This is a genomic window from Flavobacterium sp. CAN_S2 (assembly GCF_015752255.1).
Lineage (GTDB): Bacteria > Bacteroidota > Bacteroidia > Flavobacteriales > Flavobacteriaceae > Flavobacterium.
Map to the genome: position 1 here is coordinate 125476 of NZ_JADOVA010000001.1, position 26292 is coordinate 151767.

Genomic DNA, 26292 nt, shown 5'->3' on the forward strand with positions numbered 1-26292 from the left:
CCCTTTTGCCCACTAAAGCGGGAATTGTTATCGTTATATTCGGCAAAAATACACTAAATTTGCATCAATCGAATTAATTGAAAAATAATAAATGTCCGAATCTAGCAAATCCTCTACCGATAATCAACCGCAAACACCTGTAAACTGGTACAGTTCGTGGTTTGACACTCCTTATTACCACATACTTTACAAGGACCGAAACTATAGAGAAGCCCAGATTTTCATGGACAATCTTACCCATTATCTGAACCTTCCTGAAAAGGCAACATTATTGGATTTAGCCTGCGGAAAAGGCCGTCATTCTATTTATTTAAATCAATTAGGTTTTACGGTTCTTGGGGCAGATTTATCCGAAAACAGTATTGCCGAAGCTACTAAAAATACGAATGAAACCCTTCATTTCAAAGTGCACGATATGCGCGAACCTTTTGAAGAAAAATTTGATGCCATTTTCAATCTATTTACCAGCTTTGGCTATTTCGAAAATGACGAAGACAATCTGACCACGCTAAAAGCCATCAAAGACAGCCTTTCGGAATATGGTTTTGCCGTAATTGACTTTATGAATGTTGCCCAAGTTCTCGAAACATTAGTTCCCGAAGAAACAAAAACAGTTGATGGAATCGATTTTCATATCAAACGTTATTTAAAAGAAGGTCATATCTATAAGGAAATTGACTTTGAAGACAAAGGTCAAAAATTTCATTTTACCGAAAAAGTAAAAGCCTTAACGCTTAAAGATTTTGAGGAATTAATGGAAGAAGCAGGAATTTATCTGTTGGATATTTTTGGCGACTACAAATTAAAAAAATTCCATAAAACGGAAAGCGAACGTCTAATCATGATTTTTAAATAATTGTTGGGTTAGTCGGCTAATCGAAAAAAAAATAAACCGTGAAGCAGATTTACGGTTAAACGAACATACAAATAAACGGTTAAGCAAATAACATGAATTACCTTTTACCTTTACTTTCCGTAATTATAGGATATAGTATCGCATTGGTTTTAAAACCAAAAAACAAAACGAATCTCAAATTGCTACTAGCTTTTAGTGGTTCTTTTTTACTTTCCTTAACGGTAATGCATTTATTACCTGAAATTTACGAAAGTGCAAACCCAAACATTGGACTCTTTATCATGCTGGGGATATTATTCCAAATCATATTGGAATTTTTCTCTAAAGGTGCTGAACATGGGCATGTTCACGGGCATCCTACAATGACCCAAATACCGTGGTTGCTATTCATCAGTTTATGTATTCATGCATTCTTGGAAGGATTTCCAGTGAGTCATCACCATGATTTAGCAATCGGAATTGCTATCCATCATTTACCAATAGCCATAATCCTGACCACCTTTTTTATCAATGCCGGTCTGAACAAAAAAGCCATTTTTATTTTCATGATAACCTTTGCAGTCATGACACCGCTTGGTACCATTTTATCTGATTATTTGCCAGTATTAAACGTGTATTACACTGAAATTACCGCCATAGTAATAGGAATATTATTTCATATTTCATCCACCATTATTTTCGAAAGCAGTGAAGGACACAAGTTCAACATTGCCAAAGTTTCTATGATTGTCATAGGAATTGCGTTGGCCTATTTTTTATAATTTTATAAAGTTAAGAAACAGAAATAAAGAGATTTCTGTTTCCCAACTTTCAATTTTCTAATTACCTCCAGTTCTTTTATTCTCCTCCTTATTTCCAAAATCACGCTGTTGTACATTGATCTTTTTGTTTCCAAAATTATAAACCACAGATAAACGTTCAAATCGATTACTTTCTTTCTGCTCATATACCTGTTTCACACCGTTTATAACTGAAGTAAAATCTTTTAAATAAGAGGTATTAAAAATATCATTTGCCAAAAAGGCAATCTGCATGGTTTTATTAAACAAATCCTGTTTGAAGCCAATATCAAAACTTGAGGCATATCCTACTTCATATAAACCGCTCTTAAAAGGAGTTGTATACGTAAAATCGATTTGCAATTTTGTCGTTTTACCGAATAAAAAAGTATTATTTGTCGAAAAATCAATTTGTAAACTGTTTGATGGTGTGGCATCTATATCTTTAATAAATTCTGTTTTTGCTCCCAAAAGGTACAATGAATTTTCACTAGACCACCAATCTGCAAAACTTGTGGAGTAACTTTCCCCTATTCCATAATTTAAGTTTTTAAAATAATTCTCACGGGTTACAATCTGCGTATTGGTTTCCGGATTTGAGGTAAACAAAACACCATAACCGTTTGTAATTGCATTGACAAAAATACTTGTTCTCAAAACTTCTTTATAAGAATGTGACAACTCAAAATTATCACTAAATGAAGGTCTTAAAAACGGATTTCCTTCGGAATAACTATTGCTGTTGATGTAAATTCTGAACGGATTTAATAAGTCAAAACGTGGTCTGTTGATTCTTTTTCCATAATTCAAACTAAAAGTATTGTTTTCGTTTTTCTTGTAAGAAGCATAAAACGTTGGAAATAATTTCAAATAATTATTTTCCGTTTCCTGATTCATTGTTTCAGACAATCCATTTGTTTGAGTGTTCTCCAATCTTAATCCCATTTGGAAATTCCATTTTTCATTGAGTTTTTTATCCGCATTTACATAAAATGCCTGATTATTTTCAGTGTATTTAAATCGGTTGGATTGGTTCGAATCTAATTCCGGAGTTCCTGAAATTGTACTGAAATAAAGTACATCACTTACACTATTTGTAAAACTCATTTTTGCACCATAAGACAAATTCAGCGCTGGAAACGGATGTTCCATATCTGCCTTAAAACTCCAATTGTCAATATCCTGATTCGAAATGTTTCTTCCCGACTGATTTATATCAACAAATGTCATATCTGGTGTAAAATTATTAGCGACAAAGTTTCTATCGAATTTTGAACTGTAATTAAAATAGTCCACATCAAAAGATAACTTCCTTTTTAAGGAATCTAGTTTGGTAATCAAATGTGCATTATACGTTTGATTTTTTGATCCTTTATCAGTGAAGCTATTGTTCAGTGTAACATTATCCAATTCATTTTGAGTATTATAATCCTCAATTCTAATATCCGATTTAAAATCAGGGTTATTTCTATCGTTTAAATATTGAAATCCAATAGTAGTACGTTCAGAAAGATCATAATCTAAAGCAAATTTCCCGGAAAGATTTTCAGTTTTTACCTTTGTCACACTTTTCATATGGGAAAGTCCATCAGGAAAATACATTTTTAAATCATCTGTAGCATTCAAATAACCTGTTTTTGCATTAATGCTAGCAGAAAATCTAAACTTGTTTTTATTGTAAAAAAAGTTATCTCTTAAAGTATAAATACTATATTTATTTTGATCATAAGAAACTGTAGTCGTGTTTTTCCAGGAATCACGAACTCCTTTTTTCATAATAATATTAACCAATCCACCAGTTCCTTCGGCATCATATTTTGCCGGCGGATTGCTGATAATTTCAATATTTTTAATATCACCAGCCGAAATTGATTTCAAAAAATTATTCAGTTCCTCACCTACTAATTCAATCATTCGTCCATCTATCATAACACGGGAAGTTCCTTTCCCTAATATATTAATTGTATTATTCTGAACGACAACTCCGGGAGCCGTATTAATAGCGCTTAAAGCATCTCCGCCAACTGTTGCAACATTGTTTTCAAGATTATAAACCAAACGATCCGTTTTCTGTTCGATTGTTTTCTTTTTAGATTGAATGATTACCTCTTTTAAATTGGTTGCGCTTTCTTTTAAAATGATTATTCCTAAATCAGTATTATTTTCTATTGTAAACTCTTTTTCATAATCTGTAAATTCTAAAAGGGTGATTCCAATTCTATAAGATCCTTTTTTAAGATTGATTTCAAAACTACCGTCTTGTTTAGAGGTTGAACCGTCTATAATTTTTCCTTCTGAATTCGATATGGAAACATCTGCCCATTCTAATGGAATTGTTTCGCTTGCTATTTTTCCTTTTAATATAAATGATGCTTGTGCTAAACAAAATAAGGGCAATAATAAAAAGATAAGGAGATTTGCTTTTTTCATGATTTCTAATTTTAAAACTTGTTTCGATTAATTTGAAGCAAAGTTGCCTTAGAAATTTTCAGAATTCGACCGACAAAAAAAAGTCGAACCAATTTCTATTCAGAAAATCAGTTCGACTTTATCAGGTATGAAGTACGACTTTTTACAAACCACTTATTATAAGGTGTTTCTATAAGCAGTAGGTGTTAAATTAGTGTGTTTTTTAAAAGAGGTATTAAAAGAAGATTTGGAGTTAAAACCAACTTCATATAAAATTTCCAGAACGGTAAGCTGACTTCTAGCCTGATCTTTCAAAATACCCATTGCTTTTTGAATACGATATTCATTGACAAAATCAAAAAAGTGCTGGTCCATATGATGATTAATTAAAACTGATAACTCTCGAACCGGAATATCAATTTGATTGGCAAGCTCCTGAATGGTAAGTGACGGATCAAGAAAAGGCTCTTTCTCTGCCATATATTGTTTCAATGTCGAAATTTGACTGGAAATAGCATCATCTTGAACATCTTTAGATTCAGTTTTTTCTTCTACTGCAGGCAGAATATCTTTTGTCAATCGTAATTTAGAATTAATTCCCCTAAAAAGTTCCGGATGATTCAATGCTTTCATTACTAACCAACAGGTAATAAATAAAGCTACACTTCCTACTACTACATTTAACCAAAGAAACATTTGTCTGTAATCGCTGTACCGTAGCAGGTTTTTTAATGCAACCAAACAGTGTGCGATTAGAAAAACAGTAGTCATCTGAAAAAGATACTTGTATGTTGAAGTACTTGGATTGGTATAGTTTTCCAGATAAATTTCTCTGTATTTCTTCAAAATTAAAAATGCGCCAACAATATAAAACACATATTGAAATTCAATTAAAATCTGGATTAAGTAAATTTCAGGCATATGATCAAGATCTCCGGATAAGAGTTTCATATCTGCATCACTGGCTAAATAAAGTCTTGGAAGAAAAACTAAATTAACTAGTATAATAGGAAGTAAATGCACTAAATGCTTCCACTTTAATTTAAAATCAGAATAACAAACTGATAAAACATAAAGATAAAATAAGGGAATTGCCAACAAACAGATTGTCCATCTAAAAATTAACAAATCAATATAATCCTGAATATAATTAGTAACAAAAAAACCACTAAGATCAATAGCAGAAACAATAAAAAACCAGGCAAATAAACGGTTGGCCAATTTATTTTCAGTTTTAACAGTCAGTAAAAAAAATGCCATCAATAAAGACACAAAAACCGAAATCCGTGCAATCCCTTGCAATAAGATTATTCTATCCATTTATTTTTTAATATTTAACAAATATAATATTTTAGTTCATCTAACAAAGATTCAATACCCTTTCTCCACATGAGAAATTAAAAACTGAAAAAAGTAAATCAACATACATCAAATTTAAAGAAAATAGACCGTGAAAATCCTGAAACTAAAAATAGAAAATTTCGAGATTGTGATAAAAAAGGTTAATTTTGGACTTGTCCAATTATACGAAAAATGACCTTCACAAAAACCACCGAACAATCCTCAAAATACGAACATTTAGAAAAAATGTCAGTTCAAGAATTGTTATCTAATATCAATCAAGAAGACAAAACTGTTCCGCTTGCCGTAGAAAAAGCATTACCACAAATAGAAACTTTAGTGACTGAAATCGTTGCCAAAATGAAACTCGGCGGACGATTATTCTACATTGGTGCAGGAACATCAGGACGTATTGGAATACTAGATGCTTCGGAATGTCCGCCAACCTTTGGCGTTCCTTTCGATTTAGTAATTGGCCTTATTGCTGGTGGAGATAGTGCCATTCGCAAAGCCGTAGAAAATGCAGAAGACAATGCTACTCAAGCTTGGATTGATTTGAAAGATTTCAATGTAAATGAAAATGATGTCGTAATCGGAATTGCCGCTTCAGGAACAACACCTTATGTTATTGGAGGATTAGAAGCTTGTAACGAAAATAATATTACCACAGGAAGTATTTCTTGTAATGCAGGAAGTCCGCTTTCGCAAAAGGCAAAATTCCCTATTGAAGTAGTTGTAGGACCTGAATTTGTAACGGGAAGTTCCCGAATGAAAGCAGGAACAGCTCAGAAACTGGTACTCAACATGATATCAACCGCAACCATGATTCAACTGGGGAAAGTGAAAGGCAGCAAAATGGTAGATATGCAACTCAGCAACAGCAAACTCGTGGATCGCGGCGTGAAAATGATTATGGAAGAAATTCCAGTTTCCTACGAACAAGCCGCTGAATTATTAAAAAAGCACGGAAGCGTAAGAAAAGCTGTTGATAATTTTACAGCTCAATAAACAGATTTCAGAATACAGGCGAATGTTTTTGAGTATATCAACAAATGCCGAACCTTAAACTTTAAACAAAACAATGGCAACCAACAAAGAACTATTATCTAAAGGAATCAAATATTTATCAGGAGCTTTACCGCTGATCTTCATAGGTCCTACCTTGATATATAATGCCTTTATGAACAAACAAAATGTGTGGCATTATTTGGTTTTAGCGATAGGAATTGTTGCTTGTATTGCTGCCATGTATTTGATGTTTTTGGGGTTAAAAACAATTATGAAAAGCTTATTTAACGACTAATGGAAAACCTAATTCACGTTCAAAAAACATTTGAAAAAATCGTTTACGTCGATAAAAAAGTAAACAATAGAGAATTTGAGGATTGCATTTTTAAAAACTGTGATTTATCAAATAGTGATTTCTCGTACAGCACATTTATGGATTGTGAATTTATTGATTGCAATTTGGCTATGACTAAATTATCCGGGACAAGTTTAAAAGGGATTCAATTTAAAAACTGCAAATTGCTGGGAATTCAATTTGAAGAATGTGATGATTTCTTGTTTAATGTCAGTTTTCAAGAATGCGTTTTGGATTATTCTTCATTTGCCAATAAAAAAATGCCGAAGACAAAATTCAATTCCTGTTCATTACGAGAAGTAAGCTTTGTTGGAACCAATCTTACAAGCGCCGTTTTTGACAATAGTAATTTAGATGGTGCTATTTTCAATAATACACAATTAGCTGGTGCCGATTTTTCAAAAGCTACTGATTTTAAAATTGATCCCGAATTCAATCCGATGAAAAAAGCAAAATTTTCGACACAAGGAATTATTGGACTTTTAGATAAATACAATATTAAAATTGTGTAATTAGATTTCTAACTACAAGCCTTCGATTGAATCAGTAAAATTGATTTACTTTATAAAATTAAAAATAAACCTCTTACTAATGAAAAAAATAATATTCCTCCTCCCACTACTGCTACTAATGTCGTGTTATGATGCGGAGCGCAATTGCAAAGACTTCAAAACCGGAAAATTCAAGTTTGAATATGAAGTTGACGGTGTGAAAAAAACCACTCTTTTTGAACGTAATGACAGTATTGAAATAGAAACTTTTGAAGGCAAAACTGATACAGCTTCAATTCGATGGGTAAATGATTGTGAATATGTGTTACAAAAAATACATCCTAAAAATATGGCTGAGGAAAAAGCTATTGGTATGAAAATTTTGACAACCTCAAAAAATTCCTATACCTTTGAATTTGGAATGGTTGGATCAGATGCCAAACAAAAAGGAACTGTTACCAAAATTGCCGATTAAAAATTATAATTTATAACTGAATAAAATGGAAGTATTTTTAAATCCCGACGCTTGGATCGCCCTTTTAACATTGACATTTCTGGAGATTGTATTGGGAATCGACAATATCATTTTCATATCAATTGCTACAGGAAAATTACCTGTTGAACAACGCAAAAGAGCCACTAAAATAGGAATGTTCCTTGCCATGTTCATGAGAATTGCACTTTTGTTTGGTATCAATCTGTTGATACAAATGAAAGAACCTTGGTTTAATATTGATTTGAGTTGGTTTTCAGCTGGAATTACGGGTCAGAGTCTTATATTATTAGGTGGTGGATTATTCTTAATTTACAAGAGTACGAATGAAATCAGAGAGAAAGTTGATGAAAAAGGACATGAAGAAAAGGAATTAGGTAAGACGGCAACTAAATCATTTCAAAATGTACTTCTCCAAATTATCATGATTGATTTAGTTTTCTCTTTTGATAGTATTCTTACCGCGGTAGGAATGACAAACGGTGTGGAGGGCGCTTTGTACATTATGATTACAGCTGTCGTAATCTCAGTTTTAGTAATGATGCAATTTGCTGTTCCTGTTGGGAATTTTGTCAATAAACATCCTTCTATACAGATTCTGGGATTATCCTTTTTGATTCTTATTGGGATGATGCTACTGACTGAAAGTGCCCATTTATCAAATGCTTTAATCTTCGGAAGTCATGTTTCGCCAGTTCCAAAAGGATATTTATATTTTGCAATTTCATTCTCATTATTAGTTGAAGTGCTGAATATGAAAATGAAGAAAAATAAATAATCAAAACCTTGTTTAAATACAGAAGCTCCTTTTCAGGAGCTTCTTTTATTCTAAACTTAAAGTAATCTGACCATCATCATCTAATTGAATGGTAGCATCATCAGCATCCGTTTCTCCTTTCACTTCTAAATCCTCAGCAATTACCTCAACCGGAACTTCATAAGCCAAAGGCTCTAATAGATTTACTTGTTTCAACTTATCAGCTGTCAATTGATTTCCTAACGCTTTAAATCCTTTCAAGGCAATAAAGGATTCAATGTCCACCGTCATATTTTCTTTCTGTACACCTTTTACTTTTGTAAAAACTAGTTCCGCAACTGGACGATAATCTGTTGATACAATTTCAAGATGTGAATTAGCATGTTCAGTGATAAAACTTTCTTCTTTATTCTCCGTTTCCACTAAAAAACGTTTGATATAATACCGCTCTTTTTCTCCATCATAATAAATCGCAGAAATTGGTTTTTTAGGAATCCATTTTTCTAAAACTACCATATCTTCATCAAAATGCGTAGACAATTCTGGCGTAATTACTTTCGCTTTCCCCGATTGCGAGATGATTAAAATCTTATCACTTGGTCTGAATTCACCCAACAATTCTCCTCTTCCATCTACATTCAATCGTTGAACAGTATCATCAAACCAAACTTTTCTTGGTAATAAAGTAGAAATTCCTTTCTCCTTCAATTCTATTTTTTTAATTGGGTATTTAGTTACCAAATTCCCTTTGGAAGCACGTCCTTTTATCGCTAAACTGGCAAAATCAATATCGAATTTTAGTTTTTTCACACTTCCGACCTGACGTAATAATATTGTAATTACTTCTGCTTCTCCATTGGGATTACAAGAAAAATACAATACTTGAGAACCAGCAGTTTCATTGGTTAAATCGTATGCTTTGTCTCGGGTAACTCCCGAAACATTGAATCGTTTGATATAAGAAGGCCCAGATTTTCCATCGCGGTAAATCATATTATAAATGGTACGCTTATCACTTTTGTCAAAAATAGCAATATGAATAATGTCTTTACCAACGAAGGTTTTAGCATCTACTTTGGTAATCATCATTTTTCCGTCACGAAGAAAAACAATTACATCGTCAATATCAGAACAATCCGTAACGTACTCGTCTTTTTTCAAGCTCGTACCTACAAAACCTTCTTCTTTATTTACGTATAATTTAGTGTTTCTTAAAACTACTTTCGTCGCTTCGATATCATCAAAAATACGAAGCTCTGTTTGGCGTTCCCGTCCTTTTCCGTACTTCTCTTTTAATTTGGTAAAATAAGCAATAGCAAAATCAATCAGATGTTCTAAATTGTGTTTTACTTGTTCGATATCACCTTCCAATGATTCAATTTTATCCTGCGCTTTATTACTGTCAAATTTGGAAATACGCATGATTCGAATATCCAATAAACGTAGAATATCTTCTTCGGTAACAGCGCGTTTTAAGTGTTTCGTATGTGGTTTCAAACCATCATCAACGGCCTTAATTACCGATTCTCGAGTCGTCATTTCTTCAATGTCCCGGTATATTTTATTTTCGATAAAAATACGTTCCAAAGAAAGAAAATGCCATTGTTCTTCGAGTTCACTCAATTGAATTTCAAGTTCACTTTTCAGTAATTCAACGGTTCTGTTCGTTGATATTTTCAACATTTCAGAAACCCCAATGAATAACGGTTTGTTGTCTTCAATTACACAACCCAATGGTGCCACCGAAGTTTCGCAAGCTGTAAAAGCAAATAATGCATCAATAGTTTTATCAGGGGAAACACCTGGAAAAAGATGAATTAATATCTCAACCTCAGCAGCAGTGTTATCTTCAATTTTCTTGATTTTGATTTTACCTTTCTCATTCGCTTTCAAAATACTGTCAATCAAAGTCGTCGTATTGGTCGAAAACGGTATTTGGGTAATCACCAATGTATTTTTGTCCAGCTGACCAATTTTGGCACGAACCCGAACACGTCCGCCGCGCAATCCGTCATTATAATTAGACACATCGGCAATTCCTTGCGTCATGAAATCCGGATATAGTGTAAAAGGTTTCCCTTTTAATATTTTTATCGAAGAATCTATTAATTCATTGAAATTATGAGGTAAAACTTTGGTCGAAAGACCTACAGCAATACCTTCGGCTCCTTGTGCCAAAAGTAACGGGAACTTCACCGGAAGATTGTTTGGTTCCGCACGTCTTCCATCGTAAGAAACTCCCCAATCAGTAATTTTTGGACTGTAAATAACTTCCAAAGCAAATTTAGACAAACGCGCTTCAATGTAACGAGAAGCCGCAGCACCATCACCTGTTAGGATATTTCCCCAGTTTCCCTGACAGTCAATCAGTAATTCTTTTTGTCCAATTTGCACCATCGCATCACCAATACTCTGATCTCCGTGAGGATGATACTGCATGGTGTGTCCAACAACATTAGCCACTTTATTATAACGGCCGTCATCTAATTCTTTTAGAGAGTGCATGATACGACGTTGCACGGGTTTAAACCCGTCTTCAATCGCCGGAACGGCACGCTCCAGAATTACATACGAAGCATAATCCAGAAACCAGTCCTTATACATTCCCGTAACTTTGGTAATGGTATCGTTTCCATCTTCTTGATTATCGTAAAAATGTTGGCTTCCAGAAGAAATTATATCTTCAAAACCTTCAGCACCATTTGTATTTTCGTCTTCTTGACCTTCCGGTAATATGTTTTCGTCTTCTTCGTCTTTCATTATATTGATTCCGAAATTAATTGTATTAAATCTTCTCTGCTTGGCAGAATCGTTTTGTATTTGCTAGCAAAAATTTGCTCATTATTTTCAGGTAAAGTATATTCTACAACCAAATCACTTTTGTTTTGGCACAATACAATTCCTATGGTTTTATTCTCATCTTCCAAACGCATTTCTCTGTCGTAATAATTGACATACATTTGCATTTGCCCTAAATCCTGATGTTTTAATTCGCCTATTTTCAAGTCAATAAGTACAAAACATTTAAGAATTCGGTTATAAAAAACCAAATCGATTCGAAAATGTTTATCGTCAAAAGTAATTCTATTTTGTCTGGCGACAAAAGTAAATCCGTGACCTAATTCTAATAAAAAATGTTCTAGTTTATTGATAATTTCCTCCTCTAATTCCGACTCGGAATACTGATGTAATTCTGGTAAACCTAAAAATTCTAAAATATAAGGGTCTTTAATAAGGTCTTTTGGTTTCTCTATAATCTGTCCTTGTTCCGAAAGTTTCAAAACTCCTGCTGCATCTCGACTTAAAGCCAATCGCGTATAAAGAGCTGAATCATATTGTCGTTTTAATTCCCGAACACTCCAGTTGTATTTCTCAGATTCTATTTCGTAGAAACGTCTTTCTTTGTCATCGTCAATTCGCATTAAGAATGAATAATGAGACCATGTCAATTTAAAAAATGAAATCAGCGATTGCATTTTTTGATTTTCAGAAAACCCAGTCAGTGGTTGAGGGATCTTAATATTCAATTCCCCATTCAGTGACTGGGATTTTTGAATTTGTAAAATCCGAGACACTGTCTCGGAAATTGAGTAAGTTAAATAAAACTTTCTTATATTCTCTAAATTAGCTACAGAAAACCCTTTTCCAAACTCAATAGTCAACTGCTGAGAAAGTCCTTTTAGTAGTTGTTTTCCATATTCTGCTCGTTCTTTTCCGCTTTGCTCTTCTTCCACAATCATTCTTCCTATTTCAAAATAGGTATACACCATTGTTGAATTTACAGTACGTAAAACCTGTTGACGGGCATTTTGCAATAGCGCGACTACTTGAGAAAATAAAATTTTATTTTGAGAATTATCTGAAACTGTATTTTCTTCGTCTTTCATTAAATATATTCTATTGAATAGTAGTCAACTTTAATTTTTCGTTAAAAATGCTAAAAAGAATATTTTTCTTTACAAACATGCTCTTCATTTGCAACCTCAATTCCATTTGTATCCAACTCTTTCTTTATAACGATATCACATTCTTTATGATCATTACTACTTTTAATAAAAAAAATAGTTGAAAAACTAATGACAAATAGTAAAGCGATAAGAATTAGTGTTCTTGTTGTAACCATTTTATAATTATTTAAACTTTCTCAATTACATCTAATTCCACTTTCAAATTCTTGATGATAAATTCTTGTCTGTCGGGAGTATTTTTACCCATATAAAAAGAAAGCAATTGTTCTATCGAAGTGTTTTTGTCCATCATAATAGGATCAAGACGAATGGTTTCTCCAATAAAATTCTTGAACTCATCCGGAGAAATCTCTCCTAATCCCTTAAAGCGGGTGATTTCCGGTTTTGGTTTTAGTTTTTCAATAGCATCTTTACGTTCGTCGTCAGAATAGCAATAGATTGTTTCTTTCTTGTTTCGAACCCTGAAAAGTGGCGTTTGCAAAATATACAAATGTCCTTCTTTTATCAATTCAGGGAAAAATTGCAGAAAGAACGTAATCAATAGCAATCGAATGTGCATTCCATCGACATCGGCATCAGTTGCAATTACAATGTTATTGTAACGTAATTTTTCTAACCCGTCTTCAATATCCAAAGCAGCTTGCAATAAATTGAATTCTTCATTTTCATAAACAATTTTCTTGCTCATTCCATACGAATTCAAAGGCTTACCACGTAAACTAAAAACCGCTTGCGTATTTACATCACGTGATTTGGTAATCGACCCAGAAGCTGAATCTCCCTCCGTAATAAAAAGCGTGCTTTCTAAATTTTTAGGATTTTTAGTATCCGGAAGATGCGCCCTACAATCTCTTAATTTCTTATTGTGTAAGTTCGCTTTTTTGGCACGATCAGTGGCTAGTTTCCTGATTCCAGATAATTCTTTTCGCTCTCTTTCGGCTTGAAGAATTTTGCGTAATAATGCGTCTGAAGTTGCAGGATTCTTATGTAAATAATTATCCAACTTCGTTTTCACAAAATCGTTTACAAAAGTACGCACCGAAGGTGTTCCCGGTTCTGAACCCATATCAGTCGAACCTAACTTAGTTTTGGTTTGCGATTCAAAAACCGGCTCCATTACTTTGATACTTATCGCTGTAACAATCGATTTTCGAACATCTGAAGCTTCGAAACTTTTATTATAAAACTCCCGAATCGTTTTTACAATTGCTTCCCGATATGCCGCTAAGTGTGTTCCTCCTTGTGTGGTGTTTTGTCCATTTACAAACGAATGATACTCCTCGCTGTACTGTGTTTTACTGTGTGTTAAAGCAATCTCGATATCCTCGCCTTTCAAATGTATGATTGGATATTCTAGATCTTCGGCGTGAATGGTTGCCTCTAATAAATCTTTTAGCCCGTTTTCAGAGTAGTATTTTTCTCCATTAAAAATGATTGTCAAACCATTGTTTAGGTAACAATAGTTTTTAACCATTTTGATAATATATTCAAAACGGAATTTGTAATTTTTGAAAATGGTTTCATCGGGCGTAAAAGTAACTTTCGTTCCTTTTCTTTTAGTAGTATCAATTATATCTTCTTCTAAAATCAAATTTCCGGCGGAAAATTCAGCCGCCTTTTGCTTCTCATCACGAACGGATTCCACACGAAAATAATCTGACAAAGCGTTGACAGCTTTAGTTCCGACGCCATTTAAACCAACCGATTTTTGGAAAGCTTTAGAATCATACTTTCCTCCTGTATTCATTTTCGATACTACATCAACAACTTTCCCAAGGGGAATTCCACGTCCATAATCACGAACCGTAACTGTTCTATCTCTAATGGTTACTTCGATGGTTTTTCCAGCTCCCATAGCAAATTCATCGATACAGTTATCGAGTACTTCTTTAACCAAAATATAAATACCATCATCCGGAGAAGAGCCATCACCCAATTTCCCAATGTACATTCCGGGACGCATGCGAATATGTTCTTTCCAGTCGAGCGACCGAATATTATCTTCGGTATATTGATTTTGTTCGGACATTGTAAAATTTGTGGATTTTGTGCTAATGTAGTGTAATTCGATAAAATTTAAAAGAGGAATCAGCCAAAGTTATCAAGAATGATATTGACATTTTCTATTGAAAGTTTTAAAGATTGAAAAATTAAAAGATTAAAAATTTTTGATGATTTCTTTCAGTTGATTATCCAATTCAGGATTGGAAATTTTTCCTTTTTCTACATCAAAATTAATATCAAAACTAGGCAATGAGAAACTTGCTTTTACATTTCCTCCATAAAAAGGAAAAGCATTTTTTGCAATTCCTAAAACACTTGCTCCACCTTTGGCTCCTGGCGAAGTTGCCATCAATAACATTGGTTTTTCCTGAAAAACCTTAGCATTTATTCTAGTACACCAGTCAAAAATATTTTTGAAAGCCGCTGAATAATTACCATTATTTTCCGCCATTGAAACTACCAAAACATCAGCAGTAGCAATTTTAGCCAGAAATGCTTTTGCTAATTCAAGTTGTCCCATTTCTTTTTCGATATCTACCGTGAAAATTGGCATTTGAAAATCGTTTAAGTCCAAAACCTCCACTTCGGCATTTTCAAATAAATTGGCCGCGTAAGTCGCTAATTTTTTATTGATTGAGTTTTTGCTGGGGCTTGCGCCAAAAGCTATTATTTTCATGAGAATTAGTTTTTTTTTAAAAGTACTAAAAATTGGCTCCGCTGCAAAATATTTAGTCGGAGATTCACCCATTCTGAAAACGAATATGAAAGTGCAAAATCTGATATTAACAAAATCGATTTTACCCCAGATTGCAACGGAAAGCATTTTTTTGATCAATATCATTTTTTATTGACATAAAAGAGCGACCAAAGGAAGCTTCTTTTTTGTCTTATAAAAAAGAGATTGATGGAAAAATCTTGTAGTGGAAAGCTGGAATAGGTCCATAAAAAAACTGTCCAATTGCTTGAACAGTTTTCTCTATTTTCTTTAGTCTATTTTCTTTAATCTAATATTAAACGTTGAATCTAAAGTGCATCACATCTCCATCTTTTACGATGTATTCTTTTCCTTCTACTTTGAATTTTCCAGCTTCTTTACATTTGGCTTCAGAACCGTAATGAACGAAATCTTCGTAAGCAATAACTTCAGCGCGGATAAATCCTTTTTCGAAATCAGTGTGAATCACTCCCGCAGCTTGTGGCGCAGTTGATCCAACATTGATGGTCCAAGCACGAACTTCTTTGACACCGGCGGTAAAATAGGTTTGCTGCTTCAATAATTTATAAGCGGCACGAATTAAAACCGAAGCTCCTGGCTCTGTCAATCCCATATCCTCAAGAAAAACTTGACGCTCTTCATAGCTTTCTAATTCGGTAATATCAGCTTCCGCACCTACAGAAAGCACGATAACTTCTGCATCTTCATCTTTTACCAATTCACGAACTTGGTCTACATATTTATTTCCGTTAACTGCTGAATTTTCATCCACATTACAAACGTACAATACTGGTTTTGCGGTAATCAATTGGAAACCTTCCATCAAAACTTCTTCGTCATTGTTTTGTGGAGTAATCGTTCTAGCAGATTTTGCCTGAAGTAATGTTTCTCTAATTCTGTTCAACAACGCTTCCTCAACGATTGCTTCTTTATTACCAGTTTTGGCTGCACGCTTTACTTTTTCTAAACGTTTTTCAACATTTTCCAAATCTTTCAACTGCAACTCAATATCAATTGTTTCTTTATCTCGAATAGGGTTTACATTTCCGTCAACGTGAACAATGTTGTCATTATCAAAACAACGCAAAACATGAATAATCGCATTACATTCTCTGATATTTCCAAGGAATTGGTTTCCTAAACCTTCGCCTTTACTAGCTCCTTTTACCAACCCTGCAATATCAACAATATCAACAGTAGCCATTTGTACACGTTCTGGTTTTACTAATTCTTCCAATTTTTCTATTCTGGAATCCGGAACATTTACAACTCCTATATTAGGTTCGATAGTACAAAAAGGAAAGTTGGCACTTTGCGCTTTTGCATTGGATAAACAATTGAATAATGTTGATTTTCCAACATTTGGTAATCCTACAATTCCTGCTTTCATATGTAGATAATATTTGTTTTTTAATGGAATATTGTATCGTATTCTTTCTGTATTTTAAACAGAATTCGTACTACTTTTTTCTGCAAATAACACGCTAAGTTTAAATATAACGTTTGCTCTAAAAGTTTGCAAATATAAGATTTTATAAATGTTTTAAATAATTAAAAACTATACATTAAATAGGTCTAATATGTTTTTTATAAAAAAATAAAAAAAATACTAATTTTATGTTAAAAAAAATTATATTGCGTATTATTTCAAACCAAACCAAAAATTAAACACAACTTATTATGAAAAAATTCGCATTATTATTAATCCTCTTAAACGTCTCGTTTATTTTTGCTCAAAAGCAAGTCTCGGGCGTAGTAAAAGACAACACTGGCAATGTTTTACCAGGAGTAAACATTGTTGAAAAAGGAACTCAAAACGGAGTTTCGACTGACATGGACGGAATGTATATCATTAAAGTAAAAGAAGGTGCTACTTTGGTTTTTAGCTATGTTGGTTTTTCTAAATTAGAAAGAGCAGCTACTGATGCGGTTATCAATGTAGTTTTATCCGAAGAAGGCGGGCAAAATCTTGACGAAGTTGTAGTTACAGGAACTAGAACGGCTCCAAGAAGTAATACAACATCAGCGTTGCCTATTGATGTATTGTCGGCAAAAGATTTAAATTCAACCGGACAAGCTTCATTTGACAAAGCACTACAATACAAAATTCCATCGTTTAATACGGTTCAAACTCCAGTAAATGATGCAACTTCATTATTAGATCCTTATGAAATCCGAAACATGGGGCCAAGTAGAACTTTAATTCTTATCAACGGAAAACGTAAAAACATGAGTTCTTTGCTTTACACGCAAACTTCTCCGGGACGTGGTGAAACGGGTTCAGACATTTCTGCAATTCCTACTGACGCTATTGAAAGAGTAGAAATACTTCGTGATGGAGCATCGGCTCAATATGGTTCTGATGCGATTGCCGGAGTTATGAATATTATATTAAAAAAGAATACTAATTACGGATCTGTAACATTAAGAACTGGTGTTACATCTGAAGGAGATGGTGAAATGTTAGGTGTGAGTTTAAACAATGGATCAACTGTTGGTGATAGAGGATTTGTAAATTACACGATAGATTTCTCTAAAGTTAACTTGGCTAATAGACCCGGAAAAGTTGATGCAGCTGCTGAAGCTAATGGAAACACAGGTTTTGGTGCTCCTTTAGCAGATGTTCAAGTCTTTCTTGCAAAATATCCTGATGCTGGAAATATTAATGGTTCACCAGAAACTGCCGCTGCAAAATTCTTAGTAAATGGTGGAATTAATTACACAGAAAACACTCAATTATATTACAATGCTGCTTATGTGTACAAGAAGGTAAACTCATTTGCAAACTACAGAACTCCTTATTGGAGAACATTAGATGAATTTCCTTATTTATTAGATTTATTTGGAGACGGAACAAATCCAAGTTCTTATGTAGGTTATGTTCCTACTTTTACAGGAGATTTGAATGATTATAATGCTACAGTTGGTTATAAAGCTACAAAGAATGACTGGAATACAGATGTGAGTATAACAACAGGCGGTAACAAGCAAAGTTATACTGTTGATAATTCTCATAATAGATCTGTGGATTCTAATGGAGATTTCGTTTATGGCGGTTTAAGCCCAATTTCATTCAGACCAGGTGGAACATCGTTCAATCATATCGTTGGTAACTTGGACATTTCAAAAGCAGTTTCTGATAAAATTAGTATTGGTTTTGGATCTGAATTTAGAACAGAAAATTTTGAAATTATTGCTGGAGATGAAGCATCGTATTTTGGTGTTGGTGCAGATTCATTCCAAGGAAATACTCCTGAGAATTCAGGAAAATTTAATCGTTACAATTTAGGTGGCTATTTTGATGTTGCATATGATGTAACCGAGGATTTCTTGGTTAACGGTACAGTACGTTATGAAGATTATAGTGATTTTGGAGGAGCAACAGTTTGGAAAGTAAGTTCAAGATATAAATTTTTAGATGACAAAATTACTTTAAGAGGTTCGCTTTCAACTGGTTTTAGAGCGCCGTCATTACACCAAATTTATACTCAAAAATCACAATCCTCTTTCGAAGCTGGTGGAGCTATTGTTGTAACAGGATTGATAAACAATGTTTCATCTGCAGCAAGACAAAACGGAATACCAAAATTAGATGCGGAAAAATCGAACAACTTAACTTTAGGTTTTGGATTAAAACCTTCTAAAGATTTCACTTTTACTTTAGATTACTACAACATTAAAGTAAAAGACAGAGTATTGCTAAGTAATGAAATCGCTTTTGAACTTAATGATGATGGAGAACCAACTAACAAACAAAGTTTTTTTGTAAATGGTATGGATACTAAAACTTCTGGACTTGATGTAGTTGCCAATTATAGAAATATTGAATTAGGTTCTGGAACATTAGGTTTTAATTTCTCTGGAAATTATACGTTTGTAAATGAAAGAGATGGAGCAGTAAAAGATCCTCAAAGTGTTAAAAACTTATCCGGAGCTTTAGCGAATCAAACTATTATTGATGCAACTCAAGAAGCGTTACTTTTCACATCAAGACCAAAATTCAAATACATTTTGGGAGGAGATTACGAAGTTGGTAAATTTGGTTTTTCTTTGAATAATACTGTTTTTGGACCAACAAAATTCAAAAATGCAGGTATGAGCGATGATTTAAGAATCGAATTTTTAACAAAAGTTGTTACTGATTTGGGAGTTACATTCTCTGCAACTGAGAAATTAACACTTTCTTTAAATGTGAATAACTTGTTGAATGTACTTCCTGAATGGAATTTTAAAGCTGAAAATGCTGCTGGAACTGCACTTATTAATGATGCCGTTGCAATCAAAGAACAATCTGACTTGATCACTTTCAACCAACGTTATTCTCAAATGACTTATGATGGTTATCACTTCAGCCAATTAGGAACTATGTTTAATTTATCATTGAACTATAAATTCTAATTCAGTTATCGAATAATTTTAAAAGGCTGTCAATGACAGCCTTTTTTTTGTTTCGTTTATTCTTTGAAAAATTGAATAATTACTGCGCAGCTATAATTGACGAAAAAAATTTACTGACGATGCGTTTAATATTTTGATAATAAAACAAAAAAAATCCCGAGCTTACACTCAGGATTCAAGTTTGTTAATATCCTAATATTTATTATTCGTTGTGTAAAAACGCTTGTCTGTTCAACAAAGTCTCTTCACTTTCCACGTGATTGTCATCCGGAATACAACAGTCTACAGGACATACAGCCGCACATTGTGGCTCATCATGAAAACCTTTACATTCGGTACATTTTCCTGGTACAATGTAATACACCTCGTCAGAAATTGGAGTTTGAGCTTCATCAGAATCAATTTCGGTACCATCAGGCAAAATCACTTTTCCTTTTAGTTTTGTTCCGTCTTTGTATCTCCAATCGTCTGCTCCTTCATATATTGCTGTATTTGGGCACTCGGGTTCACAAGCACCACAATTGATACATTCGTCTGTTATTATAATTGCCATCTTTTTAATTTAGGATATTAAGGAAATAAGATTTTGGATTTAAGATTCTCATATCTTTCCTCTTTAATCTTTTAACTATACGTTTTATAGCTTATTTTTGTGCAAAATTACAATCAAAACTATTCATAAGCAAACATTATGACATTAGAAACAAAAAAAAGTGTTTTTGTTGGATTAGGAAAATTTTTAAGTCAGTTTTCCGAAAATAACACTTTAAAAAATCCGGCTGTTTTGCACAACGAAACGTTTTTTGATGCTTTTGTTGACTTGATACATTTATCGCAATCACATAATGGTTGGTATACTCCTGAAAACGTCTATTTCTCCATACAATCATGGGCAGAAGCATTAACAGAAGAAAACCTGAATCAATGGCTTTCAAGTTATACAATTCCAATTCAAGAGCCTAAAAAAGTCGCTTTAATACTTGCAGGTAATATTCCGTTGGTGGGTTTTCACGATTTCCTTTCGGTTTTGATTACAGGAAATACTGTTTTGATAAAAACATCCTCAAACGATCAGCATTTGTTACCTTTTTTAGCGAAATACATCATTGCTGTTCAACCAGAATTAGCTGGGAATATTACTTTTGTAGAGGGAAAATTAGAAAATTTTGATGCTGTTATTGCTACAGGAAGCAACAATACAGCCCGTTATTTTGAATATTATTTTAAAGACAAACCATCCATTATTCGAAAAAGCAGGAATTCAGTAGCAGTTTTGACCGGAAAAGAAACCAAAGAACAACTTACCGCTTTGGGCGAAGATATTTTTCGCTATTTTGGATTGGGTTGCCGCAATGTTTCTAAACTTTTTGTGCCAAAAGGATATTCCTTTGTTCCGTTTTTTGAAGCGATATTTGCCTACCAAGACGTCATTCATTACGAAAAATACGCAAACAATTACGATTATAACAAAGCCGTTTTCCTGATGAGTAATTTCAAATTATTGGACAATGGATTTTTGACTTTAAAAGAAGATCAAAGTCATGCCTCACCTATTTCGAGTGTTTTTTATGAGTTTTACGAGGATATAAACGAATTAAAAACAAGATTGGAGTCGGAAAGTGAGCTATTACAATGTATTGTTGCTGATGAGACTATAGAAAACAGCGTGGGGTTTGGAGAAACTCAAAATCCCCGATTATGGAATTACGCGGATAACGTCGATACTATTTCGTTTTTGTTAACAATATAGTTGAAAAAAGTGCAATTATTTCGAATTAATTAACGCTTTTTAAACTCCTATTGTCGAAATTTGCACTTTAATTTTTTGGACATAAACTACACCATGAAAAAACACAACTACAGCGCAGGACCTTGTATTTTACCGCAAGAAGTTTTTGAAAAATCAGCACAAGCAATTTTAAATTTTAATAATTCCGGGTTATCTCTTTTAGAAATTTCGCATAGAAGTAAAGACTTCGTTGCCGTTATGGATGAAGCTAGAGCAATCGTTCTGGAACTTTTAGGCCTTGAAGGCAAAGGCTACAGTGCCTTATTTCTTGCTGGCGGAGCGAGTTTAGAATTTATTATGGCTCCTTATAACCTGATGAAAGAGGGCGGGAAAGCGGCTTATCTTGATACAGGAACTTGGGCAGCAGCAGCTATAAAAGAAGCCAAACTTTTTGGCGAAACTGTGGTTGTCGCTTCTTCAAAAGAAGAAAACTACAATCATATTCCAAAAGGATATACTGTTCCTTCAGATGCTGATTATTTCCATTGCACGAGTAACAATACTATTTTTGGTACACAAATGAAGGAATTTCCATCAGTTGAAATACCACTTGTATGTGATATGAGTTCTGATATATTTTCAAGAGAATTGGATTTTTCTAAATTTGATTTGATTTATGCAGGAGCACAAAAAAATATGGGACCAGCAGGAACTACGTTGATTGTTGTAAAAGAAGAAATTTTAGGTAAAAGTGGTAGAATAATCCCAAGTATGTTGGATTATGCTAAACATATCAAAGCAGAAAGTATGTATAATACACCACCTGTTTTCCCTGTTTACGCCTCATTATTGACCTTACAGTGGTTGAAAAACCTTGGTGGAATTGCTGCTATTGAAAAAATAAACAATGCCAAAGCGGCGTTGCTTTATGGAGAAATAGACAGAAACCCTCTATTCAAAGGAGCTGCAGCTGTTGAAGACCGTTCGAACATGAATGCTACTTTCTTATTAAATGATGAAGCACATGCTGAAACATTTGATGCAATGTGGAAAGCTGCGGGAATTTCAGGTTTGCCGGGTCACCGTTCTGTAGGTGGTTACAGAGCTTCTATGTACAATGCGCTTCCGTTAGAAAGTGTTCAGGTATTAGTAGATGTTATGCAGGCTTTGGAAAAAGCAATTTAAAATTAAAATATTGAATGATTTAAAGATTTGAAAAATCAATTTTTAATCAATCACTACATTAAACAACACAGATTGAATCTTTAAATTTTTCAATCTTTAAATATAAAATACAAATGAAAGTATTAGCCAATGACGGAATTTCTAAAAGTGGAATTCTAGCTTTAGAAAAAGGTGGATTTGAAGTGATAACAACAAAAGTAGCGCAAGAACAAGTGGCTAACTTTGTTAATGAAAATAATGTAAGTGTAGTTTTGGTAAGAAGTGCGACTAAAGTTCGTAAAGATATCATTGACGCTTGCCCAGGATTAAAAATTATAGGTCGTGGTGGTGTAGGAATGGATAATATTGATGTGGATTATGCTAAAAGCAAAGGAATTCACGTAATCAATACTCCGGCTTCATCCTCAGAATCAGTGGCAGAATTAGTTTTTGCACACTTATTTTCTGGTGTTCGTTTCTTGCATGATTCGAACAGAAATATGCCGCTTGAAGGCGATACCAACTTTGATGGTTTGAAGAAAGCCTACGCAAACGGAATTGAATTAAGAGGAAAAACACTTGGAATAGTTGGAATTGGCCGTATTGGTCAGGCTACTGCTAAAATGGCGCTAGGACTAGGAATGAAAGTTATCGCTGCCGATAGTTTTATCCCGCAAGTGGATGTTAAAGTGGAATTTTTTGACGGACAATCCATCACGACTACAATCGCTTCACAATCATTGGAATCTTTATTCAAAGAAGCTGATTTCATTACATTACACGTCCCTGCGCAAGATGGTTATATCATTGGTGAAAAAGAATTGGCAATCATGAAAAATGGTGTGGGAATTGTAAACTGTGCGCGTGGCGGAGTTATTGACGAAGTGGCATTAGTAAAAGCATTAGACAGCGGAAAAGTATTATTTGCAGGGTTAGACGTTTTTGAAAACGAACCAACTCCTGAAATGGCTATTTTGATGAACCATAAAATCTCGTTGACACCACATATTGGTGCTGCAACTGGAGAAGCGCAAGACAGAATTGGTACTGAATTAGCTTCACAAATTATTAGTTTGCTAAGTTAATTTTTTCATTTTCAAATATTTAACGAGAGGCTGTTTGATAAAAACAGCCTCTTTTTTTTGTTAAAACAATACCAGTCAATCATTTGTTTTTGTAACTTTATAGTTCAATTTTTCCGTCATGAAAAACATTTACTACACTATAATCGTCCTTTTTTGTGTGTTTTTGAGTTGTACAACTTCAAAAACTGCATTTCCAAGTACTGAAAAATCTGTTGCTGCTCAAGGTGATACAGTCCGAATTGCTAATGATGAACTGGAATATGAGGTGATAATTATTGATCCCGGTTTTAATAGCTGGCTTAATTCAAGAGCATTGCCACGTGGCTATCATTCACAATCCTTTTTGGAAACCAAAAACCAACTATATGTGACGGAATGGAACAGTCGGGTTTTGCAACCGCAACGATATGACCCCAATTTATATGAAATGACGATCAATTATGACCCTAATATTGATTATGGGTATGAGGTAAATTATTTGATTTACAATTACATGATTTATTTTCAAAACACTTACAAACAAAAACTTTTTGGTTTTGTCCCCATCAGATAATGTCACTATATTTGTATTCATTATAAATAAAAATGAACAAACTGAAACAACGTTGGGGAATTGACAGCAATTTTCAACTTACCATCATATTTATTGTTTTTGCAATAACCGGATCCGCTTCGGCATGGCTTTCTAAACCTTTTTGTTTTTGGCTAGGAATTACAAAAGAAGATTTAGGCTATTGGTTTACTCCAATTAGATTAATTCTAATCTTTCCAATTTATCAAGTCTTATTAGTATTGATAGGATTTTTGTTTGGACAGTTTAAATTCTTTTGGGCTTTTGAAAAAAAAATGCTGAAACGTATGGGACTAGGATTTCTTTTTAACGACTAACAAAAAATGCCTCGAATTACGAGGCATCTTTGTTTTTAATTACATAATTATAAATCCAGGTTAAGGTAAACGTTGGAATAAAATCCGAAAATGGTAAAATTTCTTCCAGAAATGTAACTACTCCTCCTACTCTTCCTATTGTGCCTTTATACATCCAAGTCATTAAAAAACCGGCTAAAGGAGCCCAGATTACATCTGAAAATTCACCGATGAAAGGAACGGTGAACGAAAGCATTCCAATGGCATCAAATAGAATTCCCAATACCAGGTTTCTGATTTTGTTATTTACTGCACTAACGGACACTTGTTCTGTCATAGTATTTAGATTATTATTTTCCAGAATACGTACAAATCTAATGCCAATTATTTTTTGAGCTTATCCTGATATAATTTTTTCAATTTATCAATTTTGGGTGTGATCACATAACTACAATATCCTTGCGTTTTATTCTGATTGTAGTAGTTTTGATGATAATCTTCGGCTACATAAAACTTAGACGCAGCAGAAATCTTAGTGACAATTGGTTTTCCAAACGTATTCTCAGTAGTCATCAAAGCGATATAATCTTCGGACAATTGTTTTTGGAATGGATTGTGATAAAAAATTTCACTACGATATTGCGTTCCAATATCATTTCCTTGGCGGTTCAATGTCGTAGGGTCGTGTGTAGCAAAGAATATTTCTAATAGTTCCCCAAAACTTATTTTATTGGGATCAAACGTAATCTCAATCGCTTCGGCATGACCAGTATCACCAGTACTTATTTCCTGATAAGTAGGATTCACAGTGTTACCACCTATATATCCTGAAACTACCTTACTTACACCGTCCAGTTCTAAAAAAACTGCTTCAGTACACCAAAAACAACCTCCCGCAAAGGTTGCAACTTCCATTCCGTTTTGTATTTCCATATTTTTTGTTTCTATACTTTTTGGCAAAGTAATATTCTTTTCTTTTGCACAAAATGAAAAAGGCAATAGCGCCAAAAAAATCCCAATTATTTTTTTCATAATTTGTATGATTTAGAATCAAATTTATTCAATAAATCGTTGTGAATATTCTCTGTTAACTAAAGTTTATAGTTTGTCAAAGGAAAATAATTGGAGTTCCAATTCATAATCATTAAAATCTTTGTTTCTTTGTAAAAACAGTTTCAAAATGATACAAGCCAAAAATCTACATAAATATTACGATCAACTGCATGTGTTGAAAGGAGTTGATTTACATATTCAAAAAGGAGAAATAGTCTCTATAGTAGGTGCTTCCGGTGCAGGAAAAACAACACTTTTACAAATTCTTGGAACTTTAGACAAGCCAACCGTTGAAAACGGAATTGAGTTGCGCATCAATAATGAAGACATTCTGACGATGAATGACAAAACCTTATCGAAATTCAGAAACTTGAATTTAGGTTTCATTTTTCAATTTCATCAATTATTACCAGAATTTACTGCCCTGGAAAATGTGTGCATTCCCGCTTTCATTGCCAATAAACCCAAAGATGAGACTGAGACTGAAGCCAAAAAATTATTAACCTACCTTGGTCTTTCACACCGAATGAATCACAAACCCAACGAACTTTCGGGTGGAGAACAGCAACGTGTGGCAGTGGCCAGAGCGCTGATTAATAAACCAGCTATCATTTTTGCTGATGAGCCTTCGGGAAATCTCGACACGGCTTCTGCAGAGAACCTGCATCAATTATTTTTCAAACTGCGCGATGAATTGGGGCAAACTTTTGTCATTGTGACACACAACGAGGAATTAGCGAACATGGCCGACAGAAAACTAATAATGGTAGACGGTCTTATTAGTAATTAGGAGCTATTTCCAGCTATACACTCTATCTTT

At 33.7% G+C, this 26292-nt stretch carries 25 protein-coding genes; 14 read left to right on the forward strand and 11 right to left on the reverse strand.

Going from position 1 to position 26292, the window contains the following annotated elements; translation table 11 throughout:
- The first annotated feature begins 91 nt into the window (after positions 1–91).
- Both IWX80_RS00555 and IWX80_RS00560 read left to right on the forward strand, forming a co-directional pair.
- On the forward strand, positions 92–856 hold the full coding sequence (locus IWX80_RS00555) for a class I SAM-dependent methyltransferase (RefSeq protein WP_196851725.1): 765 nt from the start codon (positions 92–94) through the stop codon (positions 854–856).
- A 92-nt stretch (positions 857–948) separates the two neighbouring features.
- Positions 949–1617 carry a ZIP family metal transporter gene (locus tag IWX80_RS00560; protein ID WP_196851726.1) on the forward strand — a complete coding sequence of 223 codons (669 nt, stop codon included), beginning with the start codon at positions 949–951 and terminating at the stop codon, positions 1615–1617.
- 57 nt (positions 1618–1674) lie between these two features.
- Here IWX80_RS00560 and IWX80_RS00565 read toward each other — a convergent pair whose 3' ends face one another.
- Entirely contained in the window at positions 1675–4065 is a 2391-nt protein-coding gene (locus tag IWX80_RS00565) for a TonB-dependent receptor domain-containing protein (protein WP_196851727.1), read from the reverse strand.
- Positions 4066–4221: 156 nt separating this feature from the next.
- The gene (locus IWX80_RS00570; protein WP_196851728.1) at positions 4222–5364 is read right to left on the reverse strand and encodes a helix-turn-helix domain-containing protein; all 1143 of its coding nucleotides are present in this window, start codon (positions 5362–5364) and stop codon (positions 4222–4224) included.
- Positions 5365–5577: 213 nt separating this feature from the next.
- On the opposite strand from IWX80_RS00570, the gene murQ reads away from it, so the two are divergent.
- From murQ to IWX80_RS00595, 5 genes are all read left to right on the forward strand, one after another.
- A complete protein-coding gene (gene murQ / locus IWX80_RS00575) occupies positions 5578–6393 on the forward strand; it encodes an N-acetylmuramic acid 6-phosphate etherase (protein WP_196851729.1) in 816 nt (271 codons plus the stop codon).
- Positions 6394–6466: 73 nt separating this feature from the next.
- The gene (locus IWX80_RS00580) at positions 6467–6688 is read left to right on the forward strand and encodes a DUF6095 family protein (protein WP_113666818.1); all 222 of its coding nucleotides are present in this window, start codon (positions 6467–6469) and stop codon (positions 6686–6688) included.
- A complete protein-coding gene (locus tag IWX80_RS00585; protein ID WP_196851730.1) occupies positions 6688–7260 on the forward strand; it encodes a pentapeptide repeat-containing protein in 573 nt (190 codons plus the stop codon). Before IWX80_RS00580 ends, IWX80_RS00585 begins: the two co-directional genes overlap by 1 nt.
- A 79-nt stretch (positions 7261–7339) precedes the next feature.
- Positions 7340–7714, forward strand: coding sequence for a DNA topoisomerase IV (locus IWX80_RS00590; protein WP_196851731.1), 375 nt, complete (start codon positions 7340–7342; stop codon positions 7712–7714).
- Positions 7715–7739: 25 nt separating this feature from the next.
- The gene (locus IWX80_RS00595; protein WP_196851732.1) at positions 7740–8510 is read left to right on the forward strand and encodes a TerC family protein; all 771 of its coding nucleotides are present in this window, start codon (positions 7740–7742) and stop codon (positions 8508–8510) included.
- A 45-nt stretch (positions 8511–8555) separates the two neighbouring features.
- On the opposite strand, the gene IWX80_RS00600 is transcribed toward IWX80_RS00595, so the two are convergent.
- The 6 genes from IWX80_RS00600 to ychF form a co-directional block, all read right to left on the reverse strand.
- Complete coding sequence (locus IWX80_RS00600; RefSeq protein WP_196851733.1) at positions 8556–11249, reverse strand: DNA gyrase/topoisomerase IV subunit A; 2694 nt, start codon at positions 11247–11249, stop codon at positions 8556–8558.
- Complete coding sequence (locus tag IWX80_RS00605) at positions 11249–12376, reverse strand: PDDEXK nuclease domain-containing protein (protein ID WP_196851734.1); 1128 nt, start codon at positions 12374–12376, stop codon at positions 11249–11251. Before IWX80_RS00605 ends, IWX80_RS00600 begins: the two co-directional genes overlap by 1 nt.
- A 50-nt stretch (positions 12377–12426) precedes the next feature.
- The gene (locus tag IWX80_RS00610) at positions 12427–12612 is read right to left on the reverse strand and encodes a hypothetical protein (protein ID WP_196851735.1); all 186 of its coding nucleotides are present in this window, start codon (positions 12610–12612) and stop codon (positions 12427–12429) included.
- 11 nt (positions 12613–12623) lie between these two features.
- Positions 12624–14486, reverse strand: coding sequence for a DNA topoisomerase IV subunit B (locus tag IWX80_RS00615; RefSeq protein WP_196851736.1), 1863 nt, complete (start codon positions 14484–14486; stop codon positions 12624–12626).
- 129 nt (positions 14487–14615) lie between these two features.
- Positions 14616–15137 (reverse strand): NADPH-dependent FMN reductase, encoded by a 522-nt coding sequence (locus IWX80_RS00620; protein WP_196851737.1) that lies wholly within the window; start codon positions 15135–15137, stop codon positions 14616–14618.
- Between the two features lie 334 nt (positions 15138–15471).
- Complete coding sequence (ychF, locus tag IWX80_RS00625; protein ID WP_113633349.1) at positions 15472–16566, reverse strand: redox-regulated ATPase YchF; 1095 nt, start codon at positions 16564–16566, stop codon at positions 15472–15474.
- Positions 16567–16856: 290 nt separating this feature from the next.
- Between ychF and IWX80_RS00630 the strand changes: the two genes are divergently transcribed.
- On the forward strand, positions 16857–19574 hold the full coding sequence (locus IWX80_RS00630) for a TonB-dependent receptor (RefSeq protein ID WP_196851738.1): 2718 nt from the start codon (positions 16857–16859) through the stop codon (positions 19572–19574).
- Between the two features lie 202 nt (positions 19575–19776).
- On the opposite strand, the gene IWX80_RS00635 is transcribed toward IWX80_RS00630, so the two are convergent.
- Entirely contained in the window at positions 19777–20127 is a 351-nt protein-coding gene (locus tag IWX80_RS00635; RefSeq protein WP_091171992.1) for a 4Fe-4S dicluster domain-containing protein, read from the reverse strand.
- Between the two features lie 138 nt (positions 20128–20265).
- Here IWX80_RS00635 and IWX80_RS00640 point away from each other — a divergent pair, with 138 nt between their 5' ends.
- From IWX80_RS00640 to IWX80_RS00660, 5 genes are all read left to right on the forward strand, one after another.
- A complete protein-coding gene (locus tag IWX80_RS00640) occupies positions 20266–21324 on the forward strand; it encodes an acyl-CoA reductase (protein ID WP_196851739.1) in 1059 nt (352 codons plus the stop codon).
- Positions 21325–21417: 93 nt separating this feature from the next.
- Positions 21418–22488, forward strand: a complete 1071-nt coding sequence (serC, locus tag IWX80_RS00645) for a 3-phosphoserine/phosphohydroxythreonine transaminase (RefSeq protein ID WP_196851740.1) — start codon at positions 21418–21420, stop codon at positions 22486–22488.
- Between the two features lie 113 nt (positions 22489–22601).
- Positions 22602–23552 (forward strand): D-2-hydroxyacid dehydrogenase, encoded by a 951-nt coding sequence (locus IWX80_RS00650; protein ID WP_196851741.1) that lies wholly within the window; start codon positions 22602–22604, stop codon positions 23550–23552.
- A 118-nt stretch (positions 23553–23670) separates the two neighbouring features.
- A complete protein-coding gene (locus IWX80_RS00655) occupies positions 23671–24105 on the forward strand; it encodes a DUF6146 family protein (RefSeq protein ID WP_196851742.1) in 435 nt (144 codons plus the stop codon).
- Positions 24106–24137: 32 nt separating this feature from the next.
- Positions 24138–24440, forward strand: coding sequence for a DUF6787 family protein (locus IWX80_RS00660; RefSeq protein WP_196851743.1), 303 nt, complete (start codon positions 24138–24140; stop codon positions 24438–24440).
- A gap of 16 nt (positions 24441–24456) precedes the next feature.
- Here the strand turns inward: IWX80_RS00660 and IWX80_RS00665 are convergent, their stop codons facing one another.
- Together IWX80_RS00665 and msrA are read right to left on the reverse strand one after the other, a co-directional pair.
- Entirely contained in the window at positions 24457–24756 is a 300-nt protein-coding gene (locus IWX80_RS00665; RefSeq protein ID WP_196851744.1) for a hypothetical protein, read from the reverse strand.
- A gap of 47 nt (positions 24757–24803) precedes the next feature.
- Complete coding sequence (msrA, locus tag IWX80_RS00670) at positions 24804–25352, reverse strand: peptide-methionine (S)-S-oxide reductase MsrA (RefSeq protein WP_121364984.1); 549 nt, start codon at positions 25350–25352, stop codon at positions 24804–24806.
- Positions 25353–25599: 247 nt separating this feature from the next.
- On the opposite strand from msrA, the gene IWX80_RS00675 reads away from it, so the two are divergent.
- Positions 25600–26262, forward strand: a complete 663-nt coding sequence (locus tag IWX80_RS00675) for an ABC transporter ATP-binding protein (RefSeq protein WP_196851745.1) — start codon at positions 25600–25602, stop codon at positions 26260–26262.
- Positions 26263–26292 lie beyond the last annotated feature (30 nt).

Coding starts and splice junctions, on each gene's coding strand:
- IWX80_RS00555 (WP_196851725.1), top strand. CDS start 92: ATGTCCGAATCTAGCAAATCCTCTACCGATAATCAACCGCAAACACCT.
- IWX80_RS00560 (WP_196851726.1), top strand. CDS start 949: ATGAATTACCTTTTACCTTTACTTTCCGTAATTATAGGATATAGTATC.
- IWX80_RS00565 (WP_196851727.1), bottom strand. CDS start 4,065: ATGAAAAAAGCAAATCTCCTTATCTTTTTATTATTGCCCTTATTTTGT.
- IWX80_RS00570 (WP_196851728.1), bottom strand. CDS start 5,364: ATGGATAGAATAATCTTATTGCAAGGGATTGCACGGATTTCGGTTTTT.
- murQ (WP_196851729.1), top strand. CDS start 5,578: ATGACCTTCACAAAAACCACCGAACAATCCTCAAAATACGAACATTTA.
- IWX80_RS00580 (WP_113666818.1), top strand. CDS start 6,467: ATGGCAACCAACAAAGAACTATTATCTAAAGGAATCAAATATTTATCA.
- IWX80_RS00585 (WP_196851730.1), top strand. CDS start 6,688: ATGGAAAACCTAATTCACGTTCAAAAAACATTTGAAAAAATCGTTTAC.
- IWX80_RS00590 (WP_196851731.1), top strand. CDS start 7,340: ATGAAAAAAATAATATTCCTCCTCCCACTACTGCTACTAATGTCGTGT.
- IWX80_RS00595 (WP_196851732.1), top strand. CDS start 7,740: ATGGAAGTATTTTTAAATCCCGACGCTTGGATCGCCCTTTTAACATTG.
- IWX80_RS00600 (WP_196851733.1), bottom strand. CDS start 11,249: ATGAAAGACGAAGAAGACGAAAACATATTACCGGAAGGTCAAGAAGAC.
- IWX80_RS00605 (WP_196851734.1), bottom strand. CDS start 12,376: ATGAAAGACGAAGAAAATACAGTTTCAGATAATTCTCAAAATAAAATT.
- IWX80_RS00610 (WP_196851735.1), bottom strand. CDS start 12,612: ATGGTTACAACAAGAACACTAATTCTTATCGCTTTACTATTTGTCATT.
- IWX80_RS00615 (WP_196851736.1), bottom strand. CDS start 14,486: ATGTCCGAACAAAATCAATATACCGAAGATAATATTCGGTCGCTCGAC.
- IWX80_RS00620 (WP_196851737.1), bottom strand. CDS start 15,137: ATGAAAATAATAGCTTTTGGCGCAAGCCCCAGCAAAAACTCAATCAAT.
- ychF (WP_113633349.1), bottom strand. CDS start 16,566: ATGAAAGCAGGAATTGTAGGATTACCAAATGTTGGAAAATCAACATTA.
- IWX80_RS00630 (WP_196851738.1), top strand. CDS start 16,857: ATGAAAAAATTCGCATTATTATTAATCCTCTTAAACGTCTCGTTTATT.
- IWX80_RS00635 (WP_091171992.1), bottom strand. CDS start 20,127: ATGGCAATTATAATAACAGACGAATGTATCAATTGTGGTGCTTGTGAA.
- IWX80_RS00640 (WP_196851739.1), top strand. CDS start 20,266: ATGACATTAGAAACAAAAAAAAGTGTTTTTGTTGGATTAGGAAAATTT.
- serC (WP_196851740.1), top strand. CDS start 21,418: ATGAAAAAACACAACTACAGCGCAGGACCTTGTATTTTACCGCAAGAA.
- IWX80_RS00650 (WP_196851741.1), top strand. CDS start 22,602: ATGAAAGTATTAGCCAATGACGGAATTTCTAAAAGTGGAATTCTAGCT.
- IWX80_RS00655 (WP_196851742.1), top strand. CDS start 23,671: ATGAAAAACATTTACTACACTATAATCGTCCTTTTTTGTGTGTTTTTG.
- IWX80_RS00660 (WP_196851743.1), top strand. CDS start 24,138: ATGAACAAACTGAAACAACGTTGGGGAATTGACAGCAATTTTCAACTT.
- IWX80_RS00665 (WP_196851744.1), bottom strand. CDS start 24,756: ATGACAGAACAAGTGTCCGTTAGTGCAGTAAATAACAAAATCAGAAAC.
- msrA (WP_121364984.1), bottom strand. CDS start 25,352: ATGGAAATACAAAACGGAATGGAAGTTGCAACCTTTGCGGGAGGTTGT.
- IWX80_RS00675 (WP_196851745.1), top strand. CDS start 25,600: ATGATACAAGCCAAAAATCTACATAAATATTACGATCAACTGCATGTG.